Source organism: Spiribacter salinus M19-40 (assembly GCF_000319575.2).
Taxonomy (GTDB): Bacteria; Pseudomonadota; Gammaproteobacteria; order Nitrococcales; family Nitrococcaceae; genus Spiribacter; species Spiribacter salinus.
The window spans coordinates 1-18,482 of the sequence record NC_021291.1 but is presented as its reverse complement, the minus strand read 5'-3'; the positions used below and the strand labels follow the sequence as shown (position 1 = coordinate 18,482).

General features: G+C 61.5%; 16 protein-coding genes. 7 read left to right on the top strand and 9 right to left on the bottom strand.

All coding sequences use genetic code 11. The features are described from left to right. Positions 1 to 7: 7 nt before the first annotated feature. Positions 8 to 1,159 (bottom strand): murein hydrolase activator EnvC family protein, encoded by a 1,152-nt coding sequence (locus SPISAL_RS00080; protein WP_187287968.1) that lies wholly within the window; start codon positions 1,157 to 1,159, stop codon positions 8 to 10. A 61-nt stretch (positions 1,160 to 1,220) separates the two neighbouring features. On the opposite strand from SPISAL_RS00080, the gene SPISAL_RS00075 reads away from it, so the two are divergent. The 3 genes from SPISAL_RS00075 to SPISAL_RS00065 are packed head-to-tail and all read left to right on the top strand — an operon-like array spanning position 1,221 to position 3,200. After that, positions 1,221 to 1,649 carry a rhodanese-like domain-containing protein gene (locus tag SPISAL_RS00075; protein WP_016352423.1) on the top strand — a complete coding sequence of 143 codons (429 nt, stop codon included), beginning with the start codon at positions 1,221 to 1,223 and terminating at the stop codon, positions 1,647 to 1,649. 43 nt (positions 1,650 to 1,692) lie between these two features. Beyond that, positions 1,693 to 2,193: a protein-export chaperone SecB gene (secB, locus tag SPISAL_RS00070; protein ID WP_016352422.1), complete on the top strand. Its 501-nt coding sequence runs from the start codon at positions 1,693 to 1,695 to the stop codon at positions 2,191 to 2,193. A gap of 5 nt (positions 2,194 to 2,198) precedes the next feature. Further along, positions 2,199 to 3,200: an NAD(P)H-dependent glycerol-3-phosphate dehydrogenase gene (locus SPISAL_RS00065; protein ID WP_016352421.1), complete on the top strand. Its 1,002-nt coding sequence runs from the start codon at positions 2,199 to 2,201 to the stop codon at positions 3,198 to 3,200. Positions 3,201 to 3,207: 7 nt separating this feature from the next. Here the strand turns inward: SPISAL_RS00065 and SPISAL_RS00060 are convergent, their stop codons facing one another. The 4 genes from SPISAL_RS00060 to glnA all read right to left on the bottom strand — a co-directional run bounded on the left by SPISAL_RS00060 (position 3,208) and on the right by glnA (position 7,922). Further along, on the bottom strand, positions 3,208 to 3,675 hold the full coding sequence (locus SPISAL_RS00060) for a tRNA (cytidine(34)-2'-O)-methyltransferase (protein WP_016352420.1): 468 nt from the start codon (positions 3,673 to 3,675) through the stop codon (positions 3,208 to 3,210). Positions 3,676 to 3,682: 7 nt separating this feature from the next. Next, on the bottom strand, positions 3,683 to 5,080 hold the full coding sequence (gene ntrC, locus SPISAL_RS00055) for a nitrogen regulation protein NR(I) (RefSeq protein ID WP_016352419.1): 1,398 nt from the start codon (positions 5,078 to 5,080) through the stop codon (positions 3,683 to 3,685). Further along, complete coding sequence (glnL, locus tag SPISAL_RS00050) at positions 5,073 to 6,119, bottom strand: nitrogen regulation protein NR(II) (RefSeq protein ID WP_016352418.1); 1,047 nt, start codon at positions 6,117 to 6,119, stop codon at positions 5,073 to 5,075. Before glnL ends, ntrC begins: the two co-directional genes overlap by 8 nt. Positions 6,120 to 6,512: 393 nt before the next feature. Continuing rightward, on the bottom strand, positions 6,513 to 7,922 hold the full coding sequence (gene glnA / locus SPISAL_RS00045; protein WP_016352417.1) for a glutamate--ammonia ligase: 1,410 nt from the start codon (positions 7,920 to 7,922) through the stop codon (positions 6,513 to 6,515). 264 nt (positions 7,923 to 8,186) lie between these two features. Here glnA and glyQ point away from each other — a divergent pair, with 264 nt between their 5' ends. Genes glyQ through SPISAL_RS00025 form a run of 4 tightly spaced genes read left to right on the top strand, consistent with a single transcriptional unit; the run spans position 8,187 to position 12,153 of the window. Next, positions 8,187 to 9,092 (top strand): glycine--tRNA ligase subunit alpha, encoded by a 906-nt coding sequence (gene glyQ, locus SPISAL_RS00040; RefSeq protein WP_016352416.1) that lies wholly within the window; start codon positions 8,187 to 8,189, stop codon positions 9,090 to 9,092. Continuing rightward, positions 9,089 to 11,179 carry a glycine--tRNA ligase subunit beta gene (glyS, locus tag SPISAL_RS00035; protein WP_016352415.1) on the top strand — a complete coding sequence of 697 codons (2,091 nt, stop codon included), beginning with the start codon at positions 9,089 to 9,091 and terminating at the stop codon, positions 11,177 to 11,179. Before glyQ ends, glyS begins: the two co-directional genes overlap by 4 nt. A gap of 3 nt (positions 11,180 to 11,182) precedes the next feature. Next, positions 11,183 to 11,398 (top strand): histidinol-phosphatase, encoded by a 216-nt coding sequence (locus tag SPISAL_RS08955; protein WP_016352414.1) that lies wholly within the window; start codon positions 11,183 to 11,185, stop codon positions 11,396 to 11,398. Beyond that, complete coding sequence (locus SPISAL_RS00025) at positions 11,395 to 12,153, top strand: lysophospholipid acyltransferase family protein (RefSeq protein WP_016352413.1); 759 nt, start codon at positions 11,395 to 11,397, stop codon at positions 12,151 to 12,153. The genes SPISAL_RS08955 and SPISAL_RS00025 overlap by 4 nt, the downstream gene beginning before the upstream one ends. On the opposite strand, the gene gyrB is transcribed toward SPISAL_RS00025, so the two are convergent. The 4 genes from gyrB to dnaA all read right to left on the bottom strand — a co-directional run bounded on the left by gyrB (position 12,150) and on the right by dnaA (position 18,382). Further along, positions 12,150 to 14,567 (bottom strand): DNA topoisomerase (ATP-hydrolyzing) subunit B, encoded by a 2,418-nt coding sequence (gene gyrB / locus SPISAL_RS00020; RefSeq protein ID WP_016352412.1) that lies wholly within the window; start codon positions 14,565 to 14,567, stop codon positions 12,150 to 12,152. The genes SPISAL_RS00025 and gyrB overlap by 4 nt on opposite strands. Positions 14,568 to 14,626: 59 nt before the next feature. Then, a complete protein-coding gene (gene recF / locus SPISAL_RS00015; protein ID WP_016352411.1) occupies positions 14,627 to 15,724 on the bottom strand; it encodes a DNA replication/repair protein RecF in 1,098 nt (365 codons plus the stop codon). Between the two features lie 2 nt (positions 15,725 to 15,726). Continuing rightward, positions 15,727 to 16,827 (bottom strand): DNA polymerase III subunit beta, encoded by a 1,101-nt coding sequence (gene dnaN, locus SPISAL_RS00010; RefSeq protein WP_016352410.1) that lies wholly within the window; start codon positions 16,825 to 16,827, stop codon positions 15,727 to 15,729. A gap of 217 nt (positions 16,828 to 17,044) precedes the next feature. After that, positions 17,045 to 18,382 carry a chromosomal replication initiator protein DnaA gene (gene dnaA, locus SPISAL_RS00005; protein ID WP_016352409.1) on the bottom strand — a complete coding sequence of 446 codons (1,338 nt, stop codon included), beginning with the start codon at positions 18,380 to 18,382 and terminating at the stop codon, positions 17,045 to 17,047. Positions 18,383 to 18,482 lie beyond the last annotated feature (100 nt).

Below are 18,482 nucleotides of genomic sequence, written 5' to 3'. Positions count from 1 at the left end.
CGTATCCTCAGGTCTGATGACCGCCTGTTTGCAACCAGGCGACGGGGTCGATCGGCTCACCGTCGGCGCGGAGCTCGAAGTACAGGGCGGTTTCATGGCGGCCACCGCTGCGGCCCACCGTGGCAATGACATCACCGGCCCTGACCGCCTCTCCGACCTCAAAGTACAGGGCCTGGTTGCGTCCATACAGGCTCATGAACCCGTTGCCGTGATCAATAATGAGCAGCAACCCCATGCCGCGCAACCAATCAGAGAAAACAACCCGGCCGGCAGCCGGCGCGGTGACCTCCGTGCCCGCCTCCGCGCCAATCAGCAGCCCGGTCCACTGCAGATCGTCCGCGCGCTGGCTGCCATAACGCGCCAGCAGCGGGCCTTCCAATGGCCAGTCCAGTTCACCCTGACGCGCCGGCAGATCCGGCGGTTCGGCTCCGAGGCGCTCCTCGCCAAGGCGCGCCTCAATCTCCTCGATCAGGCTGGCCAGACTGGCCGCTTCCTCGCGGCGCGAGGCAATTTGGGCATCACCCCGCTCAATCCGGTCTTCGATATCCGCCAGCAGCGCCTCACGCTCACCCAAACTGGATTGCAAAGTGGCCAGCGCCACCGCGCGGGCTTCACGATCCGTGCGCTGACGGGCCAGCGCCTCAGACAACGCCGCACGCCGTGCCTGCAGAGACTGCAAAGCGTCCTGCGCCTGGGTGAGCCGATGGGCCCGGGCGGCGCCGAGGTGGCGCTGGTAGACCAGCAGGCGCTGGACCTCGGCAGGATCGTTTTCGCCGAGCAGCAGCCGCAGCATATCGGCCTGACCACGGCGATAGGCCGAGCGAATGGTGGCGGCCAGAAAGGCCCGATGCTGCTGCGCCTCGGCCGTTTCGCGCGCCACTGCTGACTCGAGCTCGGCGACTTCCGCGGCATTCGCCTGAATTTGCTCATCCAACCCTGCCAGGGCCCGGCGCTCGTCACCGATCCGCTGCTCAAGGCGAGCGAGCTCAGCCTCGACACCCCCCGCACGGTCACGCTCGGCGGCGATCCGCTCGCCGATCTCACCGATCTCCTCATGCAGGGTCTCAAGCCGCGCCTGGCGCTCGTCAAGAGACGCCGGCTCGTTGCCGAGCGCCGTAGAGAAAACCATGACGGCCACAATCCAACACCAACGCATCATCGGCTGTTCATTTCGGCTGGTATACTCCCGCTCCATCATTCAATGCTAACAGCGCCGGGTCATGGAAAGAGTTATCGAATTCAGTGTGAACCACCCCTTGCTCATCGCCGCGCTCGTCGTGGTGCTGGCCGCCCTGGTGGCCAATGAGATCATGAACTTTCGGCGCAGTCGCAATGCGCTTGATGTCGTGGAGGCCACCCGACTGTACAACCGGGACGAGGCCGTCTTTGTCGACATCCGCAATGAAAACGCTTACCAAACCAGCCACCTGCCGGGCGCGGTCAATATTCCCATGGAATATCTCGACCAGCGCCAAGACCGGCTAAAGCGCTTCAAAGACCGCAGTATTGTCGTTTATTGCGACAACGGCCAGCGCACGCTCAAGGCAGTTAATGCGCTCAAAGCGCTCGGGTGGCCGGAAGTCCATCAGCTTCGCGGTGGGCTCAACGCCTGGCGCGAAGCGAGCATGCCCACGCAAGGCCGCAGGTAACCGCGTTTTAAACTGATCTGTTCACCCGACACTGAGGCTTAACATGGCAGAGACCCCCAACGGCAATGGCGCCACCCAGCCCGATAACGCCGGTGCGGCCAGCGAGGCCGACCAACAGCAGTTCGCCATCCAGAAAATCTATCTTAAGGACGGCTCACTGGAGACACCCGGCACGCCAGAGGTGTTTCGCCAGTCCTGGAAGCCCGAGGCCAAAGTCGAGCTCAACACGCGTCACCAGGCGATTGACGAGAACCTGCATGAGGTCGTCGTCACCGTCACGGTCACCGCGCAAATGGAAGAAAAGACCGTCTACTTGTGCGAAGTCCATCAGGCCGGCGTCTTTACCGTAACCGGCTTTGAGGACACGGTGCGCGATCAGCTGCTCGGTGCCTACTGCCCCAGCGTGCTGTTTCCTTATGCCCGCGAGGCGGTCACGGATTTGACCGCCAAGGCCGGATTTCCCCCCATGACCCTCTCCCCGGTCAACTTCGACGCGCTTTATGCTCGCCGGCGCTCATCCGGGGAAGAGCGCAGCGACGGCTAGCCCGCATGCAGCCGTTCGCGGTGCTCGGCAGCGGTTCGTGGGGTACCGCCCTCGCCCTCGTCCTGGCCCGCAATGGCCATGCCGTGAGGCTGTGGGGGCACAACCCGGAGGCCATCCAGCAGATGGCCCAAGCAGGCTGTAATCAGCGCTACCTACCCGATGTGCCATTACCCGACAGCATCGAGCCGCAACCCGACCTGGCAGCCGCTGTCCGTGGGGCGCAGGCGATACTGGTCGTTGTCCCGAGCGGAGCCTTCCACGCCGTCATCCAGCAGCTAGCGCGCGTGATCACACCGGGGACACCGGTGGTCTGGGCCACCAAGGGCCTGGACGCGGCTGGCGGCGGGCTGCTGCACACCCTGGCCGCCAGCGCCTTGCCTGGTCATCCGTTAGGGGTTCTCTCCGGGCCCAGCTTTGCCGGCGAAGTGGCCCGGGGCCTGCCGACGGCGGTTGCCTTGGCCAGTGAGCCCGGCGACTGTGCTGAGCAACTCGCCAGCGCATTCCATGACGGCCGCTTTCGGGTGTACACGTCGACGGATGTGGTGGGCGTCGAGCTGGGCGGTGCGGTGAAAAACGTCCTGGCCATCGCCACCGGCATCGCTGACGGACTGGGCTTTGGCGCGAACGCCCGCGCTGGTCTGATCACCCGCGGACTCGCCGAGGTCCGCCGCCTTGGGGTCAAGATGGGCGCGCAGGACACCACACTCACCGGCCTGGCCGGCATGGGCGATCTCATCCTGACCTGTACCGATGATCAGTCTCGCAATCGCCGTCTGGGCCTTGCCCTTGGCCGGGGTGAGTCAGTAGACGATGCCGCCCAGTCGATCGGCCAGGTCGTTGAAGGCATCCGAACCGCTGGAGAGCTGGAGGCGCTCGCCACAACCCGAGGCGTGGACATGCCGATCAGCCACGCCGTCCACCAGGTCGTCAGCGGCGAGACCTCACCGCGAGCGGCCGCCAGCGCCCTCATGCAACGCGCACCAAAATCGGAGTTCGGGCCGGACTGACCCTGGCCTAGACCGAGCCGGCGTAGCCCAACTGCCGCCAGGCCTCATACACCGCAACGGCCACACTGTTCGACAAGTTGAGACTCCGGTTACCGGGTCGCATCGGCAAACGCAGCCGGGCCTCTGGCGCTATCGAGGCCAGGATGTCCGCCGGTAGCCCCGCCGTTTCGCTACCAAAAAGCAAGGCATCACCGCTGCGATAAGTCGGCGCATCGAAGCGGCTCGAACCGCGCGTTGTGAAGGCCCACAGCCGATCCGGCTGCATCGTGTGACAGAATGCAGCCAGATCGTCGTGTACCTGCAGCGTGGCCAGTTCGTGGTAATCCAGCCCGGCGCGGCGCATGCGGGCATCATCCAGCGCAAACCCGAGGGGCCGGATCAGATGCAGCCGAGCGCCACTGTTGGCACACAGGCGGATGACATTGCCGGTGTTGGGCGGGATTTCCGGGCTGTGCAGGACGACATGCAGGCGCATCCCCACATCATACCTGCATCTGCAGATCCCGAATCTTTCGTGTGAGCGTATTGCGGCCCCAGCCAAGTAGACGGGCGGCATCCTGGCGCCGGCCACCCGTGCGCCGCAGGGCCGCCTCGATCAGGATACGCTCAAGCCGCTCCTGCGCCTCGGACAATGCCCCCACACTCTGGCCCGCGGCCTTGTGATCGGCCCATCGGGCCAGCGCGCTCTCCCAGTCCACCGCCGATTCCTCTTCGGGCTGGGCGTGGGCGATCTCCTGCGGCAGGTCATCCATTTGGACGTCTCGACCGCTGGCCATCACCGTTAACCAGCGACAGGTGTTCTCGAGCTCCCGCACATTCCCCGGCCAGGGCAATTGCCGGAAACGCTGCTGCACATCCGGGGTGAGCTGCTTGGGCTCGACATTCAGCTCCCGCGCGGCACGCTGAAGGAAATGATCCGCGAGGGCCGGAATATCCGCCTGCCGCTCGCGCAAAGCCGGGCAATGGATGCGGATAACATTCAGGCGATGGAAGAGGTCTTCCCGAAAGCGGCCTTCCTCGACGAGGTGCTCAAGGTTCTGGTGGGTCGCTGCAATGATGCGGACATCGACGCGCATCGGCGTATGCGCCCCCACGCGATAGAACTCCCCATCGGCAAGCACACGCAGCAGGCGCGTCTGCAGTTCTGCCGGCATGTCGCCGATTTCATCGAGAAACAGCGTGCCCCCATCGGCTTGCTCGAATCGGCCCCGACGAACCTGGTGGGCGCCGGTAAATGCGCCTTTTTCATGCCCAAAGAGCTCGGATTCCATCAGGTCTCGGGGAATGGCCGCCATGTTCAGGGCAATAAACGGCTTTTCGGCGCGCGGGCTATGCCGGTGCAAGGAGCCGGCGACGAGTTCTTTACCGGTGCCGGATTCGCCATTAATCAAGACCGTGATGTTCGAGCGCGACAGTCGGCCGATGGCCCGAAACACCTCCTGCATGGCCGGTGCCTCACCGATGATCTCGGGCAGGTCCTCGCGACGGGCCTCGGGCGGCGCGCTGCTTTGGGCCGCTGCCGCCGCACGTCGGACCAGCTCGACCGCCTCCTCAACATCGAAGGGTTTCGGGAGATACTCGAACGCACCGCCTTCATAGGCGGAGACCGCGGCATCCAGATCGGAATGGGCGGTGATCACGATCACCGGCATCGCCGGATTCTGGGCATGAAAACGCTGCATCAGCGTTAACCCGTCGAGCCGCGGCATGCGAATGTCGGTGATCAGGACATCCGGGGTTTCACGCTCAAGCGCGGCCAGCGCCTCTTCACCGGTTTCAAAATCCACCGCCGCCATGCCAGCGCGCTCAAGGGCTTTTTTCAGCACCCAGCGAATCGAGCGATCGTCATCGACAATCCAGACGCTCGTTGTTTCAGCCATGAGACTCCTCCAGGGGCAACCAGACGGTGAACACCGTGCAGCCGGGCTCGCTGCTGCACTCGATCAGCCCGCCATGCTGGTTCACCAGGGTTTGGGCCATCGGCAGACCAATACCGCTGCCCTCGGCGCGGCCGGTCACCATCGGGTAGAAAATTTGGTCCTGCAGGGATGGCGGGATACCGGGGCCGTTATCCCGTATATCGATACGCGCGACGAGACGGTGCTGTTTGTGGCCGATCGTAAAACGCCGCTGCGTGCGGGACTGAATCGTGATCTCCCCTTCATCACCCAGGGCCTGCAATGCATTGCGCACCAGGTTGAGCAAGGCCTGAATCAGCTGATCGCCAGCGGCGGGCAGGCTCGGGATACTGGGATCATAATCCCGCGCGATCGTGACACCCGCGGGCGCCTCGGCAACCGCCAGGTGACGCACACGCTCGAGCACCTCATGGAGATTGGTCAGCTGCCGGTCGGGCCGGTTTTCCGGCCCCAACAGGCCATTGACCAGGGTGCGCAGGCGGTCCGCCTCGTTAATGATGATCTGCGTGTATTCACGGTGTTCGGGCTCGGCCAGCTCGGCCTCCAGCAATTGGGCGGCCCCACGCAGACCCCCCAGCGGATTTTTAATCTCGTGGGCCAGACCGCGAATCAGTTCCCGAACCGCCTGGTTCTGGGCGATCAGGCGGTTTTCCCGAGAAATGCGCAAATGCCGGTCAATCTGCTCAAACTCCAACAAAAGCCGGGTCTCAGGTAGGGGGGTGATGGCGCAATCGACCGTCGCGGTACGCTCGCCACCGAGATGGATCCGGATCTCCCGCTCGGCATAGCTCGCGCCCTCGTCGAGTGCATGGCCAATCGCGTCATTCAATACGGCAACACCAGGAAAGAGCGTCGTGAGCGTCTCGCCAAGGGCCTGACGACTGCTCAGCTGAAACAGGGTCTCTGCGGCCGCATTGAGCAGCTGGATACGGCACTGCGCATCGACCACGACCACTGCGCGGGTGAGGTTGTCGAGGACTTCGTGGGTGGCGTCTTTCACGGGCTCTCTCATCATTGCACTGAGATGTAGCAAGAACCGCGCCAGCGCACTGAACGGCTTTGATGGCGCATTCAGTATAAACCTCAGGGTGGGTGGGCGCACCATTTTGGTGCGAGCCCGTTGTGCGTTAGGGTCTGATAGGCAGTGCGGTGCAGTGCCGCTTCCGATGACTTCTCCCGAGCTCCCCTACCCGCTACGCGGTTAGAGGTCGCACGGGATAAGCCATCGAAATCGGCAAACCTGGGCCGCTCAGCGAATCAAGCCCATCGGGGCGTTGCCGATTTCGGGTACTTTTACCCTGCGACCTCTAGCCGTGCAGCGGATAGGGGAGCAGGGTGGAAGTGCCCGGAAGCGGCAACCCCCACCAAAGCAGGGGTCGCCGCGTAGCGCGCTTTAGACGCTGTAGTAAAGGTCGAACTCGACCGGATGCGTGGTCATCCGCAGCTGCAGGACTTCTTCGCGCTTCAGGTCGATGTAGCCATCGATGGCGTCATCCGTGAACACACCGCCAACCTTCAGGAACTCGCGGTCTGCATCGAGAGCATCCAGCGCCTCTTCGAGCGAGAAGGCGACTTTTGCGATCTCGGCCTCTTCCTCGGGCGGCAGGTCGTATAGATCCTTGTCCATGGCATCGCCGGGATGGATCTTGTTCTGGATGCCGTCAAGGCCGGCCATGAGCATCGCGGCAAAGCAGAGATACGGATTGGCTGTGCTATCCGGGAAGCGGATTTCCACGCGCCGGGCCTTGGGATTGGCAACCCATGGGATCCGGACCGAGGCCGAGCGGTTGCGCGCCGAGTAGGCGAGCAGCACGGGGGCCTCGAAGCCTGGCACCAGGCGCTTGTAAGAGTTGGTGGAGGCGTTGGCGAAGGCGTTGATGGCCTTGGCGTGCTTGATGATGCCACCGATGTAATACAGCGCCGTCTCGGACAGGCCACCGTACTGATCGCCCGCGAACAGCATCTCACCGGTCTTGCCAATGGACTGATGCACGTGCATGCCACTACCGTTATCGCCCACCACCGGCTTCGGCATAAACGTCGCCGTTTTGCCGTAGGCGGCCGCTACGTTGTGCACGACGTACTTCAGCGCCTGGACCTCATCGGCCTTGCGCACCAGGGTGTTAAACCCGACGCCAATCTCACACTGGCCGGCAGTGGCAACCTCGTGATGGTGAACCTCGGTCTCGAGGCCCATCTCGGTGAGGCACTCACACATGGCCGAGCGCATGTCATGGAGGCTGTCCACCGGCGGAACGGGGAAGTAGCCACCCTTCACGCCCGGGCGGTGGCCCATGTTCCCGTCGGGGTAGACCTTCTCGGTGTTCCAGTCGGCCTCTTCGGAGTCGATCTTGTAGAACGACCCGCTCATGTTCGTGCCGTAACGGACGTCATCGAATACGAAGAACTCGTTCTCCGGGCCGAAATAGGCCACGTCGCCAATGCCGGTGGACTGCAGATAGGCCTCGGCGCGCTCAGCGATGGAACGCGGATCGCGGCCGTAACCCTGCATGGTATTCGGCTCGATGATGTTGCAGATCAGAATCAGCGTGGCGTCATCAAAGAACGGATCCAGCACCGCCGTATCGGGATCCGGCATCAGGATCATGTCCGACTCGTTAATGCCCTTCCAGCCCTCGATCGAGGAGCCATCGAACATTTTGCCTTCCGCAAACGCGTCCGCATCAATGGCATGGGCGGGCAGCGTCACGTGCTGTGATTTGCCTTTCGGGTCGGTGAAGCGCAGATCCACAAAGCGGACCTCGTGCTCCTTGATCATCTTGAGTACGTCGTCGGCGGACATTGCCATGGTTCGGCCTCCAGTCTTGTTCAATCAAAAAGTTTTGCCCCCGCGGAGGAAGCATGTTCCGTGCCAAATTGGGTAGAACGCACCAAAACGGGCCATTAATCCCGCCGCCGATTGGCCGACACCCGAAACTGCACCTTAACGGTGCAGATACCCGCATTACAGTCTCATTATGGTGCAAACACGGGCGCGCCGCACCCTGACAGCCGCCAGCCCGGCGAGCTATACTGCCTGGCATTTCGCGGATTCTTCGGAGAATCAATGACCTTTCAGGAACTCATTCTCGCCCTTCAGACCTATTGGGCGCAGCGCGGTTGCGTCGTCATGCAGCCGCTGGATATGGAAGTCGGTGCCGGGACGTTTCACCCGGCGACCTTCCTGAAGGCCATTGGCCCGGAGCCTTGGCGCGCCGCCTACGTTCAGCCCTCGCGACGGCCGACGGACGGACGCTATGGCGAGAATCCCAATCGGCTGCAGCACTACTACCAGTTCCAGGTGGTCCTCAAACCGTCACCCGCGGACTTTCAGGAACTGTATCTGGGCTCGCTCGAGTCGCTCGGTATCGACCCGCTCATCCACGATATCCGCTTTGTCGAAGATAACTGGGAGTCACCGACCCTGGGGGCATGGGGTCTGGGTTGGGAAATCTGGCTCAATGGCATGGAAATCACCCAGTTCACGTACTTCCAGCAGGCCGGCGGGCTCGACTGCCATCCGGTGATGGGGGAGATCACCTACGGGCTCGAGCGCATCGCGATGTACCTCCAGGAGGTCGAAAGCGTCTACGACCTCATCTGGACCGATGGCCCGGACGGGCCGGTGACCTACGGCGATGTCTACCTGCAAAACGAGCGCGAACAGTCTCGCTATAACTTTGAAGAAGCGGATGTCGACAGCCTCTTTGCCTGGTTTGACACCTGCGAACGCGAGGCCCTGCGCCTGGTGGAGGCCGAGCTGCCATTACCCGCGTACGAAATGACCATGAAGGCCTCCCATACCTTCAATCTGCTGGATGCCCGCCATGCGATTTCCGTCACTGAACGCCAGGGCTACATCCTGCGCGTTCGCACCATGGCGCGAAGCGCTGCGAAGGCGTATTACGAGGCGCGGGAAGCGCTCGGATTTCCGCTGTGTCGGGATAACGCATCACGCAGGAGCGTTGCATGAGCCAAGCCGCTGAAACGCTGCTGTTCGAGCTGGGTATGGAGGAACTCCCGCCCGGGGCGCTGGCCTCCCTCAGTGATGCGCTGACCAACAACCTGGTCGCCGGCCTCGAAAAGGCCGGCATCCCCCATGGCAAAGCCACTGGCCTCGGTGCGCCTCGACGACTGGCGGTGCGCATTGCCGATGTGGCCGTTCAACAACCTGATCGCCCATTCGAAAAACGCGGACCCGCCATCAACGTGGCGTTCGATGAATCCGGGGCACCCACTCAGGCCGCCGAGGGCTTTGCCCGCAGCTGCGGTGTTGACGTCGCAGCACTGGCGCAGCTTGAGACGGCGGAAGGTGCCTGGCTGGTTCACCGCGGGGTGGAAACCGGCCAGTCCACGGCCGAGCTACTCCCGGGCATCATCGAGCAGGCCCTGACGGGGCTCCCTGTGCCAAAACGCATGCGCTGGGGCAGCCAGAGCGCGGAATTTGTCCGGCCCGTGCACTGGGTGGTGCTGCTCCTGGGCGATGCGGTGGTGCCAGCGACGTTCTTCGGTGTGGACAGCAGCCGCCAGAGTCGGGGTCACCGGTTCCACCACCCCGACCCGGTGGAAATTGCTCGAGCTGATGACTACGAGGCCCGTCTGCGCGCGGCCTATGTGGCCGTTGAGATGACCGAACGTCGAGACATGATCATCGAAGGCGTCCGCGCAGAAGGCGAGCGCCTGGGCGGGCATGCCGTGATGGAGACCGCGCTGATTGACGAGGTCAATGCGCTGGTGGAATGGCCCGTGGTGCTTTCGGGAAGCTTCGATGCGGATTTCCTCCGTGTACCACCGGAGGCGCTTGTCTCCAGCATGCAGGAGCACCAACGCTATTTCCCCGTCCGCGATGCGGACGGAAAACTGCTGCCGCGCTTTATCACGGTTGCCAACATTGAAAGCCGGGATCCGCAGCGCGTGATTGCCGGCAATGAGCGCGTCATTCGACCCCGGCTGGCCGATGCGGCGTTTTTTTGGGACCAGGACCGGGCCCGACCCCTCGCCGAGCGTCAGGATGGACTGCGCGCCGTGGTCTTTCAGAAATCACTCGGTAGTGTTCAAGACAAGGCCCAGCGCGTGGCGCAGCTTGCCTCGCGCTTCGCCACCCAGATGGGGACCACGCCAGCGCTTGGCGAGCGGGCCGCCGCACTCTCGAAAGCCGACCTGCTTACCGAAATGGTGGGTGAGTTTCCGGATCTGCAGGGGGTCATGGGCCGGTATTACGCACACGAGGATGGCGAGGCCGAGGCGGTCGCCGACGCCCTTGAGGAGATCTATCGGCCCCGCCAGGCGGGTGATGCCATTGCGGCAACGCCGCTTGGCCAACTCATGGCCGTGGTTGACCGAGCGGATACCCTCATCGGTATTTTCGCGATCGGCAAGGCACCGACCGGTGCCAAAGACCCCTTCGCTCTGCGGCGCGCCGCGGTGGGGCTACTTCGCACGCTCATCGAGGGTGAGCATGCCATCAACCTGCACGCGCTCTTTAGCGAGGCGGGGGCCGCCCAGCCACCCGGGCTAAATGCCGCCGAGCAGGTCCCCGCGCTAACGGCGTTCTGCCTGGAGCGTCTGCGTGCCATTTATCTGGAAGCAGGCTTCGCTGCGGAGCTGTTTGAGGCCGTGCGCTCCGTACTCGATGTCAACGACTTCGAGCCACTCGACTTTGATCGGCGCATCCATGCCTGCAAAGACTTCTCCCAGCTCCCCGCCGCCGGCAGCCTGGCAGGGGCCAATAAGCGCATTCGCAATATCCTGCGGCGCGCTGAGGCACTACCCGAGGCCGTGGTCGACGCTAACCGGCTGAACGACACGGCGGAGCGTGAGCTCTATGAGGCCATCGAGGCACGGCAAGGCGACGTTCAGCGGCATATCGAAGGCGGAGAGTACAGCCAGGCCCTGGCCCAGCTCGCCGAGCTGAAGGCACCTGTGGATCGGTTTTTTGACGAGGTCATGGTCATGAGCGACGACCCGGCGCGCCAGGCCAACCGACTGGCCTTGCTACAGCGCTTGCAAGGGCTGTTCCTGGCGATTGCGGACGTCTCTGCACTGCCCGAGTCGGTGTGAGCCGTGTGGCCGGCGCTCGTCCTGCTTGATCGAGATGGCGTCATCAACGCGGATTCGCCGGATGCCATCCTGACGCCTGACCAATGGCAGCCCCTTCCCGGTAGCCTGAAGGCGCTGGCGCGCGACGCCGCTTTTGCGCACGTGCCCGTCTTCGATAACCTGGTGACTGCCGTTGGTGCGCTCACGGCGCCGCGTGCGGCAGTGGGCGAGCCATTATGACCACCGAAACCTCAGCTTCCGGCCCCATGACGCACCGGGGCAGTTTGGTGCGCGGGGTCCTGTTTTATACCGGACTGGTGGTCACCGTGATCATCTGGGCAATCATCAGTCTGCCGAGTTTTCCACTGCCCATCCGCTGGCGCTACTGGTGGATAACGCGCTGGTGCGACCTCGTTGCCGTCCTGCTGCGGGTGTTTGGCAACATCCGCGTCAATGTTGAGGGCCTGGAACACCGTCCTGCTACCCCCGGCGTGGTCCTCGCCAAACATCAAAGCGCGTGGGAGACGTTGAATCTGCTCCCCTGGTTCTACCCACAGACCTGGGTCCTTAAGCGGGAATTGCTCCGTATTCCGCTGTTTGGATGGGGGCTTGGGCGGCTGGATCCGATTGCCATCGATCGCGGCGCGAGCCGGGAGGCGTTGCGACAAGTCATTGAGCAAGGGGAACGGCGACTGGCGGCGGGGCGCTGGGTTGTGGTGTTTCCCGAAGGCACGCGGGTGCTGCCTGGAGAGAAAGTCCGATATCAGCAGGGCGGTGCCTTGCTGGCGTGTCGAGCGGGTGTTCCCGTTACACCAGTGGCCCACAATGCGGGCGAGCACTGGCTTCGGCATGGTTGGCGATTGCGCCCCGGGGTGATTCAGGTGCGGATTGGGCCAGCCATCGACACCACCGACAAAAGTCCGGCAGAGGTCATCCGCGCCACCGAGGCCTGGATTGAGTCAGCGATGGAAACGCTGCCAACTGCGCCGCGTTAAACGTCCAAGTTACTGACTTGTAACGCGTTTTTCTCTATAAACTCGCGCCGTGGCTCAACGTGATCGCCCATCAGTGTGGTAAAGATCGCATCGGCACCCACCACGTCTTCAATGCGCACTTGCAGCAGACGCCGGGTGTCAGGGTCCATCGTGGTCTCCCAGAGTTGATCCGGGTTCATCTCACCAAGGCCTTTATAGCGCTGCACAGACAAACCGCGTTTGCCTTCCTCCATGAGCCAATCAACGGCTTGGCGGAAATCCTCGATGGACTCACTGCGCTCGCCGCGGCGAATTTCAGCGCCCTCCCCAATCAGCCCCTCCAGCGCCGCAGCCAGCGTCCCGATCGTTTCGTACTCACGCGCCAGGAAGAAAGCCGCCGGGAAGGTGTACGGATACAGGATGCCATGCATGCGCTTGGTCACCACCGCCTCCTGAAAACCGCCATCCGGGCCCGTCTGTACACGTACCCGGTATTCCGTGCCGGTTGGCAGGCCCTGGTTGATTCGGCCGCTCAGCTGTTCGAACCAGGCATCCATGGCGGCACCGTCCCGGAGCTGGTCTTCGCCCAGCGGCGGCAAGTTCACCATGGCGCGCAGAATGATGGGGTCGTAACGGCGGCTCAGATGCTCAATCATGTCCATCGTATCGATGTACTGGCGAATGAGTTTTTCCAGTGCTTCTGGCCCGACAACGGGTGTGTTCGCCGCAGGCAACAGGCTCGCGCCGGACAAAGACAATTGCAGGAGATAATTGGTGAGCTCCCGCTCGTCTTTGACATAGTGCTCTTGCTTCCCACGCCGGACCTTGTACAGCGGTGGCTGAGCAATATAGACGTGGCCGCGCTCCACCAGCGCTGACATCTGCCGATAGAAGAAGGTAAGCAGCAACGTGCGAATGTGCGACCCGTCCACATCCGCGTCGGTCATGATAATGATGCGGTGGTAGCGCAGCTTGTCGGCATCGAACTCCTCTCGGCCAATGCCACAACCGAGCGCGGTGATCAGCGTCCCGACCTCGGCGGAAGACAACATCTTGTCGAACCGGGCCTTTTCCACATTCAGGATTTTGCCTTTCAGCGGAAGGATGGCCTGCGTGCGCCGATCTCGGCCCTGTTTGGCGGAGCCGCCAGCGGAGTCACCCTCGACCAGATAAAGCTCAGAGAGGCTGGGATCCTTCTCCTGGCAGTCGGCGAGCTTTCCAGGCAGGCCAGCAATATCCAGAGCACCCTTGCGGCGGGTCATCTCGCGGGCCTTCCGAGCGGCCTCGCGCGCTCGGGAGGCATCGACCACCTTCTCGACGATGGCCTTGGAATCGTTGGGGTTTTCATACAGAAAGGCGTTCAAGGCCTCGGAGAGTGTTGATTCAACCACTCCCTTCACCTCGGAAGAGACCAGCTTTTCCTTGGTCTGGGACGAGAACTTCGGATCCGGCACCTTCACCGAAATCACGGCCGTCAGGCCTTCGCGGATATCGTCCCCGCTTGGCGTGACGGAGAGTTTTTTACTATAGCCCTCGGCATCCATGTAGTGATTGATCGTCCTCGTCAGGGCCGCGCGGAACCCTGACATATGGCTGCCGCCATCCTTCTGCGGGATGTTGTTCGTAAAGCAGAAGATTGCCTCCTGATAGGAATCGCTCCACTGCATGGCGACCTCAACGATAATGTCGTCACGCTGAGTACTGAGATAGAAAACGGCAGGGTGGAGCGGGCTTTTGTTGGTATTCAGGTGCTCAACAAACGCCCGGATCCCACCGGCATACTCAAAGACGTCTTCCTTGTCGTTGCGCTCGTCCTTCAGTGCAATACGCACCCCAGGATTCAGGAAGGACAGCTCCCGAAACCGCTTGGCCAGGATGTCGTAGTTAAATTCGATGTGCGTAAAGACTTCCGGGCTGGGATGAAACGTAATCCGTGTTCCCGTCTCTTCCGTCTCACCCGCGACTTTCAGCGGTGTGACCGGCTCTCCCGCTGCGTACTCCTGCAAATGCACCTTGCCATTTTTGTTCACGACCAGGCGCAGCTTGTCTGACAGCGCATTCACGACAGAAACCCCCACCCCGTGCAAGCCGCCCGAGACTTTGTAGGAGTTGTTATCGAACTTCCCGCCCGCATGCAGGACGGTCATGATGACTTCCGCTGCGGATCGACCTTCCTCGGGGTGAATATCCACCGGGACACCCCGCCCGTTATCAACGACGGTCACGGAGTCATCGCCATGCAGAATAACCTCGATCTCCGTGCAATGGCCTGCGAGGGCCTCATCGACCGCGTTGTCCGCGACTTCAAAGACCATGTGGTGGAGACCGGTGCCATCATCGGTATCGCCGATGTACATCCCGGGCCGCTTGCGCACGGCGTCAAGACCACGGAGGACTTTAATTTGCGAGGAATCGTATTCGGGCTGTTCGCTCATGGGAGTACCTTTTCGCCTAAGCCTCTAATTATACCCGAAATAACTAAACAACGGGGTGATCAGCCGTGATCAGTGGTTGCCCTCACCTGGCCCTGTTCCACGTGGAACCATTGCGCGTCTTTCGCGCCAGGAATCTGACTCGGCTCAATCGTGGTGAGAAACAGCTGGGCGGCGGATTGCCCTAACCGACTGACCAATGCCATGCGGTGCGATTCATCCAGCTCTGCGGGTAAATCATCCACCAAGACGACCGGCCGTTCCTGGCCCTGCGCCGCCCAATGCTCCACAAGCGCGATCCGTAATGCCGCTACCAGGAGTTTCTGCTGGCCTCGACTTAACCGAGCGGCGGCGTCCTCACCGCCAGCCAGTAACCGCAAATCACCGCGATGCGGCCCGTAAACCCCGAACCCTTGGGCGAGCTCGTTCCCCCGACCGCGTGCCAAGGCATCGCGTAAGGATTCCTCTTTTGGCCACCCCGAACGAAACCGCCACGCCAGCTGCGCATCCGGCAACCAGGCCGTCGCCATTTCCATAGCCGCCGGCATTAACTGGTTGAGAAAAGCCCGACGCTGACCATCCACCACGTCCCCCGCTTCAGCCATTTCTGGCTCCCACGCTGCAGCCAGTTGGTGATCACCGCGTCGTAACGCCACGTTCCGTTGTTTCAAAGCCCGCTGGTAGCGTCGCCAGCGCTCACGGTAACCATGTTCCACGTGGAACACGCCCCAATTAACGAACGCCCGTCGTGATACCGGCCCATCCGTCAGTAGCCGCTGTGCTTCGGTATTCAGGACCTGGATCGGCAACAGCCACGCCGACTCAGAAAGCGCTTGGACATCCCGCTCATCAAGCCGAACTCGGGTCTGTCCTTTTTGATACTGGACACCCAACCGATGCGTTCGACCCTGGGCAAGGATCCGCCCGTGCACAACGACGCGATGATCATCAGACGCCACCATCCGACCTGAGCGGGGTGTGATGAAACTCCGAGAGCGGGCAAGGAAATAAATGGCTTCAAGCAGAGAGGTTTTACCGGCCGCGTTGCGGCCGTGGATGACATTGAAGTCTGTGCTAAATGCCAGCGTAGTGGGCGCGAGATGCCGAAATCCCTGGACCCCGAATTCAACCAGCCCCTGGGCGCTGCGCCCATCTGCCATGACTACAGCCGCATGGGCATAACGACATAGCGAGCATCGCGGCTGCTCTCGCCCACGACCAGCGCACTGCTATTGGCATCACGAATGAAAATCCGAACCGTTTCCTCTTCAATCGCAGCCAGCGCATCCAGCATGTAGCTCGCGTTAAAACCAATTTCAACGGCCTCGCCATCGTAGCTGGCCGGAATCTCCTCCTGGGCCTCTTCTTGTTCGGGATTGTTCGACTGGATGCGCAACTGTTCTGCATCAAATGCGAATCGAACGCCCCGGTATTTTTCATTCGACAGAATCGACGCGCGAACCAACGCCTTTCGCAATGTCTCACGATCCACCACGGCCGCTGGACCTTCTTCCGCCGGGATCACCCGCTGGTAGTCTGGAAAACGACCATCAATCAGTTTTGAAGTGAAGCGAATCTCAGGCAGCGTCACCTGAACATGCCCCGTTCCCAGGACAACCTCGACAGATTCCTCGGACTCTTCCAGGAGTCGCAACATCTCCTGAATCCCCTTGCGCGGCACAATCACCTGCGTCGATTCTTCCAATTTGAGTTCCGGTGAGAGCTCAGAGAGCGCCAGCCGGTGACCATCCGTCGCGACCGCTCGAAGATGCTGGGGTTCTAGCTCAATTAACAAGCCATTCAGATAATACCGAACGTCCTGCAACGCCATGGCGAAGTGGGTTTTCTCGATCAGCCAGCGCAGTTGGGCTTGTGGCAGGGATACGCGATGGCTGGCCTCCACCTCATCCACTGTCGGGAAGTCATCTGCCGGGAGGCTGGTCAGGCTAAACCGGCTCCGTCCTGCGCGCACGACGACCTTGTCCTGCTCCTGACTCACCTTGATGGGGTTGTCATCGGGTAGGTTGCGAACGATGTCCATCAATTTGCGCGCCGGCACCGTCAGGCGGCCTGGCTCTCCACCTTCCAGGTTGACATCTGCTCGGAGCTCAACCTCAAGATCCGTCGCGGTGAGCAACAACCGGTTGTCTTGGCACTCGATCAAAACATTCGCGAGCACTGGTAGCGTCTGGCGACGCTCAACGACACCAATTACGGCTTGGAGTGGGCGAAGGAGCGCATCCCGATCAATTTCAAACTGCATGATGACTTCCGTTGTGCTCTATATCTCTAAAGTCTGTATTAAAGATAGTTGTAATAGCAAGGCAGGCCCTGAATGGGGGATAAGCCTTTTATCTGTCTGATTTTATTTACATTATTGCCAATAAGAAACTGTGCGCCACGCGCCTTTTGACTGGGGGTGATCTCTGCACAACCTGTGGATGAATTTCGAGTCTGCTTTTGCCCACACGTTATCCACATCATGATGATAGGGTTCTCGACAGGTTGTGATAGTCCTCATCGAAGCGACTATCTGATTCGCGCAATGACTGCACTTTGCGGCAAGCGTGCATCACGGTGGTGTGATCCCGACCACCAAACGCCTCCCCGATCTCCGGCAGGCTATGGCTAGTGAGTTCTTTGGCAAGCGCCATGGCCATCTGCCGCGGTCGGGTAATGGAGCGACTGCGGCTCTTCGATAACAGATCAGATACCCGGATTTTGTAGTATTCGGCCACCGTTTTCTGGATGTTCTCGTTGGTAACGAGCTTATCCTGCAGAGCGAGCAAGTCCCGCAGTGCACCCTTGGTAAAATCAACCGTAATATCCGCCCCAGTGAAGTGCGCATTGGCGATAACGCGTCGCAAGGCGCCCTCGAGTTCGCGGATGTTCGAGCGGATCCGCTTGGCGATAAAGAAGGCGACTTCCGGAGGCAGGTGAACGCCCGTTTGCTCGGCTTTACTCATCAGGATCGCCACCCGTGTCTCGAGTTCAGGCGGCTCGATGGCGATGGTTAACCCCCAGCCAAACCGGCTTTTGAGGCGCTCTTCAAGACCATTTACCTCTTTGGGGTAACGGTCGCAGCTCATTACCACCTGCTGATGACCTTCGAGCAGGGCGTTGAAGGTGTGGAAAAACTCCTCCTGCGAGCGCTCTTTGCCAGCGAAGAACTGGATGTCATCAATGAGCAGGGCATCGACGCCCCGATAATGCCGTTTGAACTCGTTAATCGCATTGTGCTGGAGCGCCTTGATCATGTCGGCGACAAAACGCTCGGAATGCAGGTAGAGCACTCGGGCATCCGGGCGCACCGCGAGCAGGGCATTGCCGATGGCATGCATCAGATGGGTTTTGCCAAGGCCCACACCGCCATAGATAAACAGAGGGTTGTAGGCCTCGCCGGGATTATTCACGACCTGGAGGCTCGCCGCCCGTGCCAACTGATTGGATTTGCCTTCGACGAAGGTATCGAAAGTAAAATCGCGGTTCAGGTTGGCATTGTGCGGGGCCGTGGCCGGCGCGCTCGTGGGGCTGTCCGTGTGGGGCTGTGTAACGGGGCGAGGCGCTCTCGGTGCATGGCCGCCGATTTCAAGCGCCAGCTTGGGTGGCGCATCCGGGCGCTGGCTTGCCAGGAGTTCTTCAATGCGCTCTGAGAAATGCTCTCGCACCCAGTCCAGAACAAATCGATTTGGCGCGAACAGCCGCAGCTGGTCGCCGTGCTCTTCAGCCTGAAGCGGGCGAATCCAGGTGTTCAGCTGCTGATCGGGGAGTTCCCGTTCCAGCCGCTGTAGACAACCTTGCCAGAGTCGTTCGGCCAAAGATGCTGTTCCTCCGGATCCCGAGGGATGGAGACACCGTTTATGCCAGTGCCCGTAAAGATGCTGCCGAGTCTAACCGCTGGCTGGAAGTCGCGCCAGA